This is a genomic window from Corallococcus sp. AB049A, from assembly GCF_003668885.1.
GTDB classification, from domain to species: domain Bacteria; phylum Myxococcota; class Myxococcia; order Myxococcales; family Myxococcaceae; genus Corallococcus; species Corallococcus interemptor.
The window spans coordinates 1-15443 of record NZ_RAWL01000197.1; the positions used below are offsets into that span (position 1 = coordinate 1).

Below are 15443 nucleotides of genomic sequence, written 5' to 3' on the forward strand. Positions count from 1 at the left end.
GGGCGGGCATGTACGCCAGCCTGCACCCGGACAACGTCAGCCACCTGGTGATGCTCAACGCGCTGTACGCGGGCAGCGCGGAGCACAAGATGCTGGGGAAGGGCACGGACTTCGAGGATCCGAAGCGGCCGGGTCGGTTCAACGCGGAGGGCATGGGCGCCTACCGGTGGAACACGGGCGCGTCGCTGATGGCGGTGTGGGACCGGCAGCTGCCCGCGGAGGAGGCGGAGCGGGCGAAGTGGAGGGACCCGGAGGTGGCGGCGTCGTTCCAGCGCGAGGCCGTCACGAGTGATCCGCTGGGGCCCTCACGCACGCCGTTCGCGTTCCGGGCTCCGTCCGGGGCGCTGGAGGACAGCTTCTACCTGGCCACGGGCCGGCAGCTGTGGGACGGGGCGGCCATCACGGCGAAGGTGCTCCTCTTGCGCGCGGAGAACGACTTCTGGAGCCGGCCGGAGGATGTCACGCGCCTCCAGGAGCACCTGCAGCACGCGGCCAGCGTGAAGGCGGTGGTGCTCCCGGGCGCGACGCACTTCGTGCACCTGGAGCGGCCGGAGCATGGCCGCCGCCTGCTCATGGACGAGCTGCTGCGCTTCACCGGCGCCCGCGTCACCCCCGCGCCGAAGCCCCCGAAGCCGGCCACGCCGTGAGCCGCTGGACTTGAGCGAACGATGATTTCCATCCGGAGACTCGAACAGGCGACCCCCGAGGAGCTGCGGTCGCTGGCGGAGCTGCTCATCGACTCCGTGGAGGGAGGCGCGTCGGTGGGCTTTCTTCCGCCGCTCTCGCTGGAGGCGGCGGCGGAGTACTGGCGGGGCGTGCTCGCGGCGCTGGGGCCGGGGCTGGTGTTGTGGGTGGCGGAGGTGGACGGGCGCATCGACGGAACCGTGCAGCTCGCGCCGTCCCTGCGTCCCAACGGGCTGCACCGCGCGGAGGTGCAGAAGCTGCTCGTGCACTCGCGGGCCCGGGGGCAGGGGCTGGCGTCGCGGATGCTCCAGGAGGTCGAGCAGTACGCCCGGAGCGCGGGGCGGACCCTGCTGGTGCTGGACACGCTGGCGGGCTCGAAGGCGGAGGCCGTGTACCAGCATTGTCAGTGGCAGCGCGCCGGAGAGATTCCGGACTGGGCGCGGCACACCGACGGTGCGCTGCACCCCACGGTCCTCTTCTACAAGCGGCTCGACCCCTGAAGCGGGGGCGCGGAGGCACGCCTTCAGGGCTGATACGGATACCGCGCCAGGACCTTCCCTTCGGGTGACACGGCATACAGTTCGTACCAGTGCGCGGAGGGATTGAATCCAGGGGTCGCCCAGCCGCACTTCTCGACGCGCCGCTTGATCTCCACGAAGTACAGACCGCCATGTTGGGCCACGGAGACTTCCATGGCCTTGGCGGTATACGAACAGTCCTTCGCATACTCCTTGGGAAAACCCGCCAGCAGCCGTTGCAAGGCCGCATGGGCGGCGAGCACCGCCGGACCGTCCAGCGTTGCGAGGGGATGCAGGTCGTCAGGCCATTCAATCCCCACTGCGACGATGGGAGCGCGAGGAGCGGTGCCTCCGTCGCCGTTTGCCGCGACGGGAGAGGACACCGTGCTGCCTCCGTCCCTCGCGGTGGTGCTGGGAGAGACAGCAGGCGTGCCGCCATCCAGCAGGAGCGTCAAGAGAAGGATGGAGTGCGGAAGTTTCATCATCGGGACGTGCTCCGGGAACTTCTACCACTTCAGCTCAGGCGAACAGCGCGGTAGCAGCATGCGGGGGCTGCGCATCCCGGAAGCCTCTTGCGGATGACAGTTCGCCTGGAACTCCCAGCGGGCCGTTGCCTCGTTCCATTGAAAGACCTCCCCCGCAGGGTTCCACTTGTAGAAGCGGGGCTCGTCCTTGTGGCCCGTGGCGAGCCAGGCCCATGCGGGAATCAACCGGTTCCGTGAATCACGCGCAAGTTGGCCATCCGGGCTTGCGGCGTAGGACACCATCGTCCACAGCCCATCCGCCATCTTCACAGCGGGAAACTGGGTCAGGTCCTCGCTGCTCATTCGCGTCGCGCACGGGTGATTGTGCGCGAAGCCGATGATGAATGGGCTCCGGCCAAAGGATTCATCGTCGACGCCTCCAAAGGGCGGCTGGCACGAACTGCGTTCCTTCACCAGGTTGCGAATGGGCCATGAAACACGCCAATCCTGCGGCGTCTTGTAAAGAGCGACGCAGTATTCGGCCGCGTCCGGTCGCGGACCTCCGGTGTTCGGGTCGCAGGCATCCACCGCGCCCGGCAAGGTCATCAGGGCCCGGAGCGTCGGCAGCACCAGGTCATCTGGAATCGTGTCCGTGTCCGCTACGACGGTCGGAATGTCCTGATGCGGCCATGGCCCAGGGGCTACCGCGAGATCGAACCGCCCTTCCAGGATGGGGAGTTCGGATCGCAGGTAGTAGAGCCTGGGGCCCGCGCATCCCAAAACCAACGCGAACAAGAACGTGGAGGTGCGCCAACCTGCGGAATGCCTTCCTGGAAGCGCTTTCAGGCACTGATATTCGAAAAGGTGCGCGGGCATCGCGGCTCAGGATAGCAATTGCCAGCCTCGTGCCTGAAGTCACTCCGCCCGGAGCACGACCGCGGGGGGCACGTGCGCGGCCCTCCGCGCGGGCAACAGCGCCGCGAGGAACGCGACCGCGCCGAGCACCGCCACGACCAATCCATACGTCAGCGGATCCGTGGGCCGCACCCCGTTGAGCAGGTGCGACAGCGCGCGGCTGGCGCCCCACGCGAGCCCGAGCCCCAGCACCAGGCCCACCGCCGTGAGCCGCAGGTAGTGGCTCAACACCATGCCCATCAACTGGCCTGCGCGCGCGCCCAACGCCATGCGGATGCCCAGCTCCCGCGTGCGCTGCGCCACCGCGTAGGCCACCACGCCGTAGAGCCCCACCGCCGCGAGCACCAGCGCCAGCCCCGCGAAGACGCTCGCCAGCAGGAGATAGAAGCGCAGCGGCGCCACCGTTCCATCCACCACCGACGCCAGCGTCCGCACGCTGCCCGACGCGAGGTTCGCGTCCATGCCCCGGACCTCCGCCCGCACCGCCCGGGCCAGCGCGAGCGGCTCGCCTGTCGTGCGCAGCACCAGCGTCATCTCCGTGGAGCGCGCCTGCTCGTAGGGGATGAACACCTCCGGCGCGGCGGGCGCGGCCAGCCCCTCCGTGGCCAGGTTCGCCACCACTCCCACCACCCGGCCTCCGAAGGCGCCGTTGCCCCAGTCCATGTCCGTGTCGAGGGTGCGGCCCAGCGGGTCCTCTCCTGGCCAGAAGCGGCGCGCCGCCTCCGCGTTGATCAACACCGCGCGTCCACCGGCGCCCCGGTCCTCCGGTAGGAGCCCCCGGCCCCGAAGCACCGGCACCCGCAGCGCTTCCAAGGCCCCCGGCGTGACGACGCGGATGCTGGCCTGCCAGGGCTCCATGCCCGGCGCCACCGGCCGCCGTGGATCGCGCACCGCGAGCGTCCACCGCTTGCCCTCCATGGGCAGGCCCCCCATCGCGCCCGCCACGCTCACGCCCGGCAGGGCCCGCAGCCGTTCGAGCAGCCCGTCGTAGAAGGCCGCGGGCGCCGCGCTGCCGAAGGCGTAGCGGATGGGCGGCAGCTCCAGCTTCACCGTCAGCACGCCCTCCGGCTGGAAGCCCGGGTCCACCTGCCGCAGGTGCACGAAGCTGCGCAGCAACAGGCCCGCGCTCACCAGCAGCAGCACCGCCAGCGCCGTCTCCGCCACGATGAGCGCCGCGCGGGTGCGGTGGTGGTGCGCGGCGCCGCCCGCGCCCTCACCCGAGGCCCGGAGCACGCGCGCCAGCTCCACGCGCGACGTCTGCCACGCCGGCACCAGACCGAAGAGGAGCGTGGTGAACACCGACAGGCCCGCGGTGAACGCCAGCACGGTGCCGTCGAGCGACACCTCGTCGATGCGCGGAATGTCCCGGGGCCCGAACGCCGCCAGCGCATCCAGCGCCCACATGGCCGCGAGCAGTCCGGCCCCACCCCCCAGCACCGACAGGAGCGCGCTCTCCACCAGCAGCTCGCGCGCGATGCGCCCCCGGCTGGCGCCCAGCGCGAGCCGCACGGACGTCTCGCCCTCGCGCGACGCGGCCCGCGCCAGCAGCAGGTGCATGAGGTTGGCGCACGCGATGAGCAGCACCAGCCCCACCGCGCCCAGCAGCAGCAACAGGGAAGGACGCACCGGGCCCAGCAGCACGTCGCGCAGGGGCTCCACGCTCGCGCCCATGTCCGCGTTCGTCGCCGGGTAGCGCGCCGCCAGGCTCCGGGCCACCGCCGCCGCGTCGGCCCTCGCCGTCGCGAGGCTCACGCCGGGCGCCAGCCGCCCATACACCTCCAGCCAGTGCGCGCCGCGCGCCTCCGGCTTCGTCATGGACGCGTCCTGCACCACCGGCGTCCACAGCTCCGCGTGCGAGGGGAAGTCGAACCCCGGCGCCATCACGCCCACCACCGTCCAGGGCAGCGGGCCGCCCAGGTTCAGCGCGCGGCCCAGCACGTCCGGGCTGCCACCGAAGCGGCGCTGCCAGAGCGCATGTGACAGCACCGCCACCTGGGGCGCCCCCGGCGCGTCATCTCCCGCCTGGAGCGCCCGGCCCAGCTGCACGCGCGGGCCCAGCACCTGGAAGAACCCGGCCGTCACCAGCCCGGCCTGCACCTTCATGGGCGAGGCCTCCGTGCGGTCCGCCCCGAGCGTCACCATCGCGGGCGCCACCCCGGCCAGCCCCTCGAAGGCGCGCGTCTGTTCGCCCAGGTCCTTCAGGTCCGGAGGCGAGGTCGGCCCCGGACCCTGCCGGCCCACGCTGAACAGCCGCACGAGCCGCGCGTCGTCATGCAAGGGCAGCGGCCGCAGCAGCACCGCGTGCACCACGCTGAAGATGGCGACGTTGGCGCCAATGCCCAGCGCCAGCGTGGCCACCGCCACGACGGTGAACGTGGGGCTGTGACGCAGCCGCCGCAGCGCGAGCCGGAGGTCCTGGAGGAGGGAAGCCATGGCGGACGCCGTGAGCATGGCCCATGCCATGGCGGCCGCACAGGCACTCCCTGACGACACGAACGCGAGCACTGACCGGCGCTGGGAATCCGCATCCCGCTTCCGGACACGCGCGGACGAACCTTGCCGCACCCTGTCATCGCCGCACCGGCGCGGCAGGGGGAAGTGGGAGGGCGTCCAGCGCGGGCGCCCTCCCGCTCGTGTTTCAGCTCACGCGCGAGCGCTTGCGCCGGGCGGCCAGCGCGGCCAGCGCGAGCCACGCGAGCGGCGCCACCGGGGCCGCGCCGCAGCCACAACCGGAGTCCTCCTCGGGCGGCGGCTGGCTCGTGCCCGCGTCCGGGTTCCCCGTGCCGGCATCCGGCTCACCCAACTCCGCCGTCACGGTGAGGGTGAAGCCCAGCTCGGCGTCCGGCGGCACGCCGTTGGTCGCCCGCACGAGCACGTCCACGGTGCCCACCGCTGACGGTGTCCAGGTGATGAGGCCGCTCGTCGCGTCGATGCTCATGCCCTGCGGCACGGTGCCCACCAGCGAATAGGTGGGCGCGGGCCGGCCCCGCGCGATCACGGTGTGGCGGTACTCGACGCCCACCACGGCGGTGGTGACCGGCGGGGAGTTGATGGAGGGCGGGAGCGGTTCGTCGTCCACCTCCACGGCCTGCACGGTGCGCGCGTCCAGGCCCGGAATGGCGAGCGTGATGGTGGCCTCACCATCCACGTTGTCCGCGTCCTGCGCGGCCCGGAGCGTGACGGTCCGCGGCGTGTTCCAGTTGGACGTCGTGAACGTGAGCGTGGACGCGGAGTCCACGGTGAGGTCCGCGTCGCCCTGCGTGGACGCCACCGTGACGGTGACGTTGGACGTGGGCCGCTGGGACAGGGACACGTCGAAGGTGGCGGTGCCGCCCTCGGGCACGGCGAGCCGCGGGGCGGTCAGCACCAGCCGGGCCGAGTTGTTGTCGATGGTGGTGGCCACCACCGCCTCGTCCTGCAGGCCCTCCGAGGACACCGTGAAGGTGGCGGTGTCCTCGTCCGTGTCCGCGTCGTCCATCGCCTCCAGCACCACGGCCTGCGGCACGTTCCAGTTCAACGCGTTGAAGACGAGCGTGTCATTGCTCGCCACGCGCAGGTCCTGGGAGCCGCCCAGGGCCCGCGCCACCCGCACCGTCATGGGCGCGGCGGGTGCCTGGGCCAGGCGCACGGTGAAGGCCGCGCGGCCGCCCTCCATCACGCGCGGATTGAGTCCGGAAACGACCAGCTTCTGGCCGGTGGCGGTGGGCGTCACCCGGACCACCCGGCCGCTGGTGACGGACACCGTGTAGAGCGCGCCGTCCGGCCCCACGCTCATGTCCACGTTGGCGCCGAAGCCCGTGCCCCACTCGTCCACCGTCGCCACCGAGTTGTCCGCCGCCAGCGTGGCGCGCGTCAGCTGGCCGCTGTTGTAGTCGCCGAAGAAGTAGCTGCCCCGGTACTCCGGCGGGAACAGGGTGGCGTCATAGAAGACGCCGCCGGTGATGGAGCCCCCCAGCGTCTGCGTCATCGCGCTGCCGCCGCCGCTGGTGGCGTCCGGCAGGCCCGGTTGGGCCACCGTGAAGGTGGTGGTGCCAGGCGCGTTGTTGGCGCTGGCGACGTAGAACTCGCCGTTGAAGCTGGCGTCCGCCACGCCTTCGAGGAGGAGCTTCTCTCCCTTGCGGAAGCCGTGCCCCGCCGTGGTGGTGAACGTGGTGACGCCCCCGCTGCGCACCGCGCCCGTGGCGGTGAGGCTGCGCGTGTCCGACCCGTTGGTGCGGTACTTGATGACCGGGGTGATGTAGTCGTTCCCGATGGGCTGGTTGTTCTCGTAGTCGTTGTAGCCAGCGTGGCTGCGGCGGCCCACGACGAAGACCTGCTCATAGCCGGTGCCCACGCCGTTGACCCACAGCTGCCCGGTGGTGGGCTGGAAGGTGAAGGTGAACGGGTTTCTGAGGCCCCGCGCCCAGATGTATTCGTTGTTGGGGCCCACGCCGTCGTTGAACGGGTTGTCATTGACGGGCGTGCCGTCCAGGTTCGCGCGGCCCACCTTGGCCGCCAGCGACGTCAGGTCACTGTCCACGCCGGAGCCGTTGCCCAGGTCGCCAATGGCCCAATAGAGCTTGCCGTCCGGCCCGAAGCCCAGCCCGCCGCCGTCGTGGTTGTTGCCCACCGTGGGCAGCCGCGTGATGACCTCCGTGCGCGCGATGCCGGTGCCGTTGGCGTCCGTGTAGCGGACGATGCGCTGCTCGGAAGGGGAGACGGTGACGAAGAAGTAGACGTACCGGTTGACCACGTAGTTCGGGTCGAACGCGATGCCGATGAGGCCACACTCGCTGTTGGTGTGGACCGAGGGCTCCGTGGCGAACGTGCGCGTCACCAGCGTGGAGGTGCCCGGCTGTGTCTCCAGGACGCCGTCCTTCAGGGCCACCGTGCGCACCACGCCGTTCTTCTGCGTGATGAACAGGCGCCCCGAACCGTCCGGGGCCCACGCCATGCCCGTCGCCGGGCTCAGGCTGCTGGACGAATAGCCCGTTTCCGCGAAGCCGGCCGGCACGGCGGCCCGGGCCGGCGCGGACATCATCAGGCACAACAATGAAGCCATGAGGGGAGTACGCATGGCCCCCGACCCTACTTCACTCGGAGGAATCCCTACCGCGTCGCGGTGAACTTCCGCTGGATGAGGCACTTCACGCTGCCGTCCTCGACGGCGAAGATCTTCAGCATGTACTCGCCCTGGATGACCGACCTGTCGGTCTCCTTGCGGGGTGAGGGCGCGGCGACCGTCGACTTCATCTCGAAGCGGCGCTCGAGCCCCTCACCAATCCTCTGCGCATAGCTGAAGTCGAGCGTCCGCGAGGGCTCGCCTTCGTAGTAGGTCGACAGGTACTGGTCGTCGATGTTCCCGCTGACGTAGCTGTCGGAGGTGGTCAACACGAGCGGCCCCTTGGGAAGCTCCAGGCCCAGGGCCACGCATCCCTCGCCTGGCGGCGAGGTGTCCTCGAGTTGGAACGTGTAGGTGCCCCCGATGGCACAGCCCTCATCACATTCAGGCGTCGAGCTGCTACAGCCCGGGTTCCCCATGCCGCTGCCCATCGTCATCATCCCCACGGCAATCAGCACGGGGATGCGGAGGAACGTCACGGCCTTCGGGGAACGGGCGCTGCGCGGGGATTCGACGTGCATGGAAGACTCCAGGTGGAGCGGGAGGCGGCAGGATAGGCCAGGGCCTGCCCCCTTTCACACCTGGAGTCCGTCGAACTCCTTTGTGACGTCAGGGCTTGCGGGACGCCACCGCGGGCGCGGCGCTCATCGCCTGGCTGAGCTGCCGGGCACCCTCCGAGAAGGCGCCGCGAGCGAGCTCCTGCCCGGCGGTGCCGAGCACCTGGGCGAACACGCGGTCGAAGCCCTTCGCCAGACCCATGGACTTGTGGGGCTCGCCCTTGGAGTCCGCGACCATGTAGAGCGACGAGTCCAGCTCGGCGGGCGGTGCCTCGCCCTTCTGCCGGTACAGGTCCTTCATGGCGGCCAGCGACTCGTCGTGGCTCTTGCGGATCTCTCCGCGCGCCATCCCCTTGAAGAGGCCCGGGACGTCGCGCAGGTCCACGTGGATGACGACGATGGGCTTCTTCTCCCGCACGCCGTAGATGAACTGGGAAGCGCGCTGGCGCAGCTCTTCCTTGGTGCTCTTGTTGGCATACAGCACCAACGTGGGACGACCCTGCCCGATGGGGACCTCCTTGCCGAACACATCCTTGAGTTCAGCGGCGCTGGCCGGGAGAGCTCCCAGCAATCCGAGCAGGCAGGTCAGCAGGGCGGTCTTCTTCATGCAGTGGCTCCGAAGGGTGAAGAATCGCATCGGGTCCACCAACATCGTCCTCTCCGGTCTGAATCCCGGCGGATGCATTCAGTCCACCGGTGCGGATGAGGGGCCGGCGTAGCGAGCCCTGGGACGCAACAGCTGCCCCATGGCGTGTCCGCGCTGATGGGGACGTGGTGACAGACGGCAGGTCGCCCGGTGTTCCAGGCCCCAGCACCTGTTTCGCTGGAGGCCAGAGACCATGGGCATCACACTGGACCGTCGCTCCCTCATCCAAGCCAGCCTGGGTTTGACCGGTGGGCTCGCGCTTCTCAAGAGCGCTCCCGCAGCCGCTGCTACGCCCTCCGGGGAGCCCCGGCCCTGGTGGGAGCTGGGGCTGATGGCGGACCCCATCATGGAGAGCCAGTTGCTGCACTTCCTGGCCGGGACCTACAGCGCGCAGTCGGACATCAGCGAGGTGCTGGACACCGCGAGCCGCATCGTCGCGGGGGATGACTGGAGCTGGCCCAACGAGTGGGTCCACACCGCCGACCGCATCCGCGCCATGGGGGACGTGAGCCTGTCGCGCCGCCACCCCATCAGCGCGGGCAACGCCTACCTGCGCGCCGCCAACTACTACCGCGCCGCGCTCATCCACCACCCGGAGCCCACGCACCCGAGCGTCGTCGCCACGGGGCGCAAGGCGGTGGACGCGTACAACAAGGCGCTCCCGTTGCTGAAGATCCCGGGCACGCCCGTGCGCATCCCGTACGAGAACACCACGCTGCCCGGCTACTTCTTCCGCGCCCCGAGCGCCCGGAGCATCGCGCCGCTGCTCATCTTCCAGCAGGGCCGGGACGCGTGGCCAGAGGAGTCCAAGTACGTCATCGACGCGGCGCTCGCGCGGGGCTACCACTGCCTCATCGTGCACGCGCCCGGCCAGGGCATGGCCATCCGCGAGCAGGGGCTGCCCTTCCGTCACGACTGGGAGCAGGTCATCCGCCCGGTGGTGGACTTCGCGCTGTGCATCGCGGGCGTGGACTCGCGGCGCATCGCGCTCCTGGGCTGGAGCATGGGCGGGGCGCTGGTGCCTCGCGCCGCCGCGTTCGAGCGGCGCATCAAGATCCTCATCCCCAACCCCGGCGTCCTCAACTGGGGCGATGCGTCGTTCGAGCAGTTCAACATGTACTTCCCGGAGCTGATGCCGCTGCTGGACAGCGACCCCCAGGCGTTCGACGCGGCCATGGGCCAGCTGATGCAGCAGGTGTTCCTGTACCGCTGGTACATGAAGGACTCGATGTCCAAGCACGGCGTCAGCACGCCGTCCGCGCTGCTCTTCGAGCTGCGCCGGTACAACAACGAGCCCATCGTCCACCGCATCCGCTGCCGCACGCTGGTGATGGACGGCACGGCCGAAGCGTTCTCCCAGGGCCAGGCCCGGCTGCTCTTCGACGCGCTGGAGTGCCCGAAGGACTACATGCTCTTCACCGCGCAGGACACGGGGCTCCTGCACTGCCAGGAGGGCGCGCAGGCCGTGGCCAACCACCGGATGTTCGACTGGCTGGACGAGTACCTCTAACGGCGCTTCACCGCAGGCCGCTGCCGAGCACGGCCCGGAAGACGGCCTCCACCTCCTGCGCGTCCACGCCCAGCTCCCGGGCCCACGCGCGGCGCACGGCGAGCAGCGTCTCCGTGCGAGCGGGTTCGTTCCCTTGAGCCTGGGCGCGGCGCTGGCGGCGGGCCAGCTCCTCGCGGCGGGCCAGCAGCTCCACCAGCTCCCGGTCGAGCGCGTCGATGTGCTCGCGCGGCTCCCGGGGCGCGGGTGCTCCCGGCTCCAGGCCGGGCGCGGCGACGCCGGAAACCTCCGGCGCCCGTGCCACCTCGGGGGCCGCATCCAGGTCGCGGTGGATGTCCTGGAGCGCCGTGAGCAGGCTCCCGCGCGCCTCCGTGGCGTACGGGTTCTCCTGCTGGATGGCGTTGAAGAGGTGGCCTGCGTCCGCGCGTACGGTCTCGATGGTGCGCGACAGCGCCTTGAAGCTGGCCGGTGCGAAGGGCACGTCCGCCGCCGCGCCGGAGTCCACCATCCCCTTGGCCACGAAGAACGTGAGGGCGTGCGTGCGAGCCATCACCCGGTCATGCCCCTCCGGCGTCTGCTCAATCACCTCGCAGCCCAGCCCCTCGTAGAAGCGCCGGGCGCGCGGGGCGGCCTCCGGATGCAGCGGGTTGGGGCAGAGCACCACGCGCATGGGGCGCTCCGCCATGGCCAGGCTCAAGGGGCCGAAGAGGGGATGCGTCCCCACCCAGGGCACGCCGGAGCCCAGCACCTCCGTCAGCGCCTCCACGGGCTTCACCTTCACGCTGCCCACGTCCAGCACCAGGTGCTCCGGCCGCAGGTGGGGCTTGAGCGAACGCAGCACGTCCCGCATCTGGGGCACCGGCACCGCCACCACCACCAGCTCCGCGCCCTCCAGCAGCTCCGGCACCGAGCGCGCGCGCAGCGGCTCCGGCACGTCCGCCACCGGGTCCAGGGCGCGGTGCTCCACGCCCACCGCCTCCAGCAGCGTTCCCAGCGCCCGTCCAAAACGTCCGTATCCCACCAGCGCGACATGCGGCATGCGCCGGAGTCTACGCGGGCCCGCGGTGGAGAAACGACCGCCGGGTCCCTCGTGAAGAGGAACCCGGCGGGGGACGGCGTGCCAGGGTGGAGGCCCCTGGACTACCGCTTGAGGAGCATCTGCTCGGTGAGGCAGGAGTCCGTCTTCTCCGGGACGACGAAGAAGGGCTGCTGGCGGCTCAGGCCCTGGGTGGTGCCGAGCCAGCCGTCGCCAATCTGCCCGGCGCCGTCGTACACCAGCGCCAGCCAGTCATTCTGCGACGCGGGGAAGAAGTCCACGCTGTCGGAGTCGCGGTTGAAGTTGTACGCGTAGGACGCGGTCTGGATGGCGCCGCTGCCGTTGATGTCCAGGTTCGCGCTCGCGGTGCCCGCGCGCTGCACGCCGTTGACGCGCACGCCGATGCGGGCCAGGTCCGCCTCCGTGGTGGGGGCGATGGGCGCGAAGGCGGACACCTCGTTGACGGACGTCTCGCTGACGGAGGCGACGCGCACGCGCGAGTAGTCCAGCACGCTGTCCACGCCGTCGATGCGCAGGCCGACCGTCTGGTACTCGTAGTTCATCACGCTCAGGTAGTTGGGCTTGTAGTTGGCGTCGTCGTTGCCGCCGTGGCGCAGGCCGATGTTGTGCCCCAGCTCGTGCATGAGCGTGCCGGCCTGCTGCAGCTCCGTGCCGCCCGGCGTGGACCAGCCGCCCAGCGTCACGATGAGGTCATGCGCGGGGATGCCGCGCGACAGGCCGCTGGAGGTCGTCGTGCCGTAGGTGTTCGCGAACAGCGCGTAGTGGAAGAAGGGCGCGCGGCGCGGCCTGAAGTACTTGGCCTTGATGGAATCCACGCCCACCCAGCCCGTGTCCAGGTTGGAGATGGCGTCCGCGGCGGCGATCTGCGAGTCCAGCACCAGGTGCAGCGCGATGCCCGTGGAGCCGTTGGGGTTGGACACCGGCGCGTTGGCGAAGGCCGCCGTCACCATGTCCAGCGCGCCCTGCGTGGGCTTGCGGTCCGCGTAGTAGTCCACCTCCACGAACACGTCCTTCTTGAGCGGGTTCGCGCCCCAGTAGCGCAGGTCCACGCCGCCGTAGCCGTACAGCTCCGCGTAGTCGCTGATGCGGTCGCCGTCCGTGTCGGAGTTGTTGGGGTTGGTGCCGTACTGGTTCTCCGCCGCGTCGCAGATGCCGTCGCCGTCCGTGTCCACCGCGTTGAGCGCGCACAGGTACACGGACTGCACCGCGGAGACCTGATAGTCGGTCCCGTTCTGCGTCATCGTCTCGTACTTCGGCCGGTGGTAGACGCTGACGGAGCGGTAGCCCGCGCGGGAGTAGACGAGCCGCAGCGCCTCCTCGCCGGACGCCGGCATGACGAGCTGCACGTGGTCGTCGCCGTTGTGGTTGCCGTACGCGTCGAAGACGTAGAGGCCGGACGAGTCCGTCGTCTGGTACGGGGTGCCGGTGCCACAGCCGCTGCCGGAGCAGGTGCCGGAGGCGACGAAGACCGTCACGCCTTCCACGGCGCTGCCGGTGGCGGAGTCGTAGATGAAGCCGTAGACACACCCATTCAAGCCGACGAGAGCCATGGAGGCCGTCAGCAGGCTCTTGTGAAACGTGGACATACATCCCCCTCGGAGGAATCAGGGGCTGGCTTCCGTCGCCAGCCGCCACATGTACGGCGGGGGTGGCGGATATTCTTTCGGGGTTTATTTCAGGGATTGGGAACGCGCGGGGCCGTCGGGTTGACAGGGGTCTTCGTCTGTCTTACTCCTGTCTCATCATGAGGCCCGTCTCCATCCATGTCCTGCCTGTCCTGAGCGCCTTCGCGCCGGCGGCGGACGTGCGCCTCGCCCCCCGTCACGAGGTTCTGCTCGATATTTGAGCAGGCGGACCGGGCCCTCCGGTGCGCGCCGTGGCTGGTTGCCCGCGTGCCGTGAGCTCCGTCTCCGCCCGTCCCATCCCGGGGAGTGTCTTCGTGTGTCCTCGCGCGTTCCCGCCACGGCCTGACGTGCCGTCGCGGTCCCGCGCGCGCGGCTGAAGACAGCCCCCGGTCCATTCCTCTCATCCAACCGGCGTCTCAATCCAATACACCCGCGGGCCTCGCTGCCCGGACGGGAACGGGAGTCTTCCATGCCTCGCACCACGCGCATCGAGCGGTACCGCAACATCGGCATCATGGCCCACATCGACGCGGGCAAGACGACGCTCACCGAGCGCGTCCTCTACTTCACCGGCCGCATCCACTCCACGGGAGAGGTGCACGCGGGCTCCACGGAGATGGACTGGATGGAGCAGGAGAAGAAGCGCGGCATCACCATCACCTCCGCGGCGACGACGGCCTTCTGGCAGCCCCGGCACGGGCGGGAGGCCGGCGTGCCCCACCGCATCAACATCCTGGACACGCCGGGCCACGTGGACTTCACCATCGAGGTGGAGCGCTCGCTGCGCGTGCTGGACGGCGCGGTGGCGGTGTTCGACGCCAGCCAGGGCGTGGAGCCGCAGTCGGAGACGGTGTGGCGTCAGGCGGACCGCTATGGCGTTCCCCGCATCGCGTTCATCAACAAGATGGACAAGGTGGGCGCGGACTTCGCCGCGAGCGTGCAGTCCATGGTGGACCGGCTGGGCGTGCGCCCGGTGGCGGTGCAGTACCCCGTGGGCGACGGCGCGGACTTCCGCGGCTTCGTGGACCTGGTGCGCATGCGCTTCGTGCGCTTCCAGGACGACGAGGGCCACTTCGACGACGACGCGCCGGTGCCGCCGGAGCTCATGGAGGCGGTGCTGCCGTACCGCATGCGCCTCGTCGAAGAATGCGCGGACGTGGACGCGGGCGTGATGGAGAAGTTCGTGGACGGGCGGGTGGAGCAAATCACGGCGGAGGACCTGGAGCGCGCGCTGCGCCTGGGCACCCTTTCGCGGACGCTGGTGCCGGTGCTGTGCGGGTCGGCCTTCAAGAAGAAGGGAGTGCAGATGCTTCTGGATGCGCTCGTCAGCTACCTGCCGTCCCCCGCGGACGTGGCCACCGTGGAGGGCTTCGCGCCCGTCACCGGCGAGCGCATCAGCCGTCCCGTGTCGGACTCCGGTCCGCCAGCGGCGCTGGCGTTCAAGCTGATGAGCGACAAGGCCGTGGGCGGCATCGTGTTCCTGCGGGTGTACTCAGGGACACTGCGCGCGGGCACCGTGCTGCTCAACCCCGTCACCGGACGCAAGGAGCGGGTGGGGCGCCTGATGTTCATGCACGCCAACCGCCGTGAGGAGGTGGCGGAGGTGCACGCGGGCGACCTGTGCGCGGCGCTGGGGCTCAAGGGCGTGCGCACGGGCGACACGCTGTGCGACCCGGAGGCGCCGGTGGTGCTGGAGGCTTTGAACGTCATGGAGCCCGTGGTGCAGCTCGCCGTGGAGGCGCGCTCCCCCGCGGAGCTTCCGAAGCTGGAGGAGGGCCTGCAACGGCTGGCGGCGGAGGACCCGTCGCTGCGCCTGGGAGTCGACGCGGAGAGCGGCCAGGTGCTGCTGTCCGGCATGGGTGAATTGCACCTGGAGGTGGTCGTGGACCGGTTGAGGACGGAGTTCGGCGTGGAGGCGCGCGTGGGACAGCCGAAGGTGGCGTACCGGGACACGCTCCAGGGCGCGGTGCGCCAGGAGTACCGCCACGTCCGCCAGTCCGGCGGGCCCGGCCAGTACGCGCGGGTGGTGCTGGACGTGGGACCGGCGCCGCGAGGGGCGGGGCTCGTCTTCGTGGACGCCACGAAGGGCGGCACCATCCCCCGCGAGCTGGTGCCCGCGATTGAGAAGGGCGTGGCCGGGGCCATGGCGCGGGGCGTGCGGGACGGCGTGCCGCTGGTGGACGTGGAGGTGCGGCTGGTGGATGGGGACACGCACGTGAAGGACTCCACGCCGCAGGCCTTCGCGGTGGCGGGCTCGCTGGCGCTCCAGGAGGCCGCGCGGCGGGTGGGCGTGCAGCAGCTGGAGCCGGTGATGGAGGTGGAGGTGGTGACGCCGGAGGAGTTCCTGGGCGACGTGCTGGGACTGTCTC

General features: G+C 70.5%; 12 protein-coding genes. 4 read left to right on the forward strand and 8 right to left on the reverse strand.

The features are described 5' to 3' along the window. The coding region (locus D7X55_RS21245) for an alpha/beta fold hydrolase (RefSeq protein WP_147470160.1) at positions 1-647 on the forward strand (647 nt) is incomplete at its 5' end. 21 nt (positions 648-668) lie between these two features. Further along, a complete protein-coding gene (locus tag D7X55_RS21250; protein ID WP_120546338.1) occupies positions 669-1184 on the forward strand; it encodes a GNAT family N-acetyltransferase in 516 nt (171 codons plus the stop codon). A 23-nt stretch (positions 1185-1207) separates the two neighbouring features. On the opposite strand, the gene D7X55_RS44745 is transcribed toward D7X55_RS21250, so the two are convergent. The 6 genes from D7X55_RS44745 to D7X55_RS21280 form a co-directional block, all read right to left on the reverse strand. Beyond that, positions 1208-1687, reverse strand: coding sequence for a hypothetical protein (locus tag D7X55_RS44745; protein WP_233609977.1), 480 nt, complete (start codon positions 1685-1687; stop codon positions 1208-1210). Between the two features lie 21 nt (positions 1688-1708). Then, positions 1709-2542: a hypothetical protein gene (locus D7X55_RS21260; protein WP_233609978.1), complete on the reverse strand. Its 834-nt coding sequence runs from the start codon at positions 2540-2542 to the stop codon at positions 1709-1711. 39 nt (positions 2543-2581) lie between these two features. After that, a complete protein-coding gene (locus tag D7X55_RS21265) occupies positions 2582-5014 on the reverse strand; it encodes an ABC transporter permease (protein ID WP_121724024.1) in 2433 nt (810 codons plus the stop codon). Between the two features lie 205 nt (positions 5015-5219). Then, entirely contained in the window at positions 5220-7637 is a 2418-nt protein-coding gene (locus tag D7X55_RS21270; RefSeq protein ID WP_121724020.1) for a PQQ-dependent sugar dehydrogenase, read from the reverse strand. A gap of 32 nt (positions 7638-7669) precedes the next feature. Further along, positions 7670-8203, reverse strand: a complete 534-nt coding sequence (locus D7X55_RS21275; RefSeq protein ID WP_120546341.1) for a hypothetical protein — start codon at positions 8201-8203, stop codon at positions 7670-7672. Between the two features lie 88 nt (positions 8204-8291). Then, positions 8292-8846 carry a hypothetical protein gene (locus tag D7X55_RS21280; protein WP_120546373.1) on the reverse strand — a complete coding sequence of 185 codons (555 nt, stop codon included), beginning with the start codon at positions 8844-8846 and terminating at the stop codon, positions 8292-8294. A gap of 232 nt (positions 8847-9078) precedes the next feature. On the opposite strand from D7X55_RS21280, the gene D7X55_RS21285 reads away from it, so the two are divergent. Then, complete coding sequence (locus D7X55_RS21285; protein WP_121724021.1) at positions 9079-10395, forward strand: S9 family peptidase; 1317 nt, start codon at positions 9079-9081, stop codon at positions 10393-10395. A 7-nt stretch (positions 10396-10402) separates the two neighbouring features. On the opposite strand, the gene D7X55_RS21290 is transcribed toward D7X55_RS21285, so the two are convergent. Next, positions 10403-11431: a prephenate dehydrogenase/arogenate dehydrogenase family protein gene (locus D7X55_RS21290; protein WP_120546343.1), complete on the reverse strand. Its 1029-nt coding sequence runs from the start codon at positions 11429-11431 to the stop codon at positions 10403-10405. Between the two features lie 101 nt (positions 11432-11532). Then, the gene (locus tag D7X55_RS21295; RefSeq protein WP_121724022.1) at positions 11533-13035 is read right to left on the reverse strand and encodes a hypothetical protein; all 1503 of its coding nucleotides are present in this window, start codon (positions 13033-13035) and stop codon (positions 11533-11535) included. 508 nt (positions 13036-13543) lie between these two features. On the opposite strand from D7X55_RS21295, the gene fusA reads away from it, so the two are divergent. Then, a partial coding sequence (gene fusA / locus D7X55_RS21300) for an elongation factor G (RefSeq protein ID WP_121724023.1) occupies positions 13544-15443 on the forward strand: 1900 nt, incomplete at its 3' end.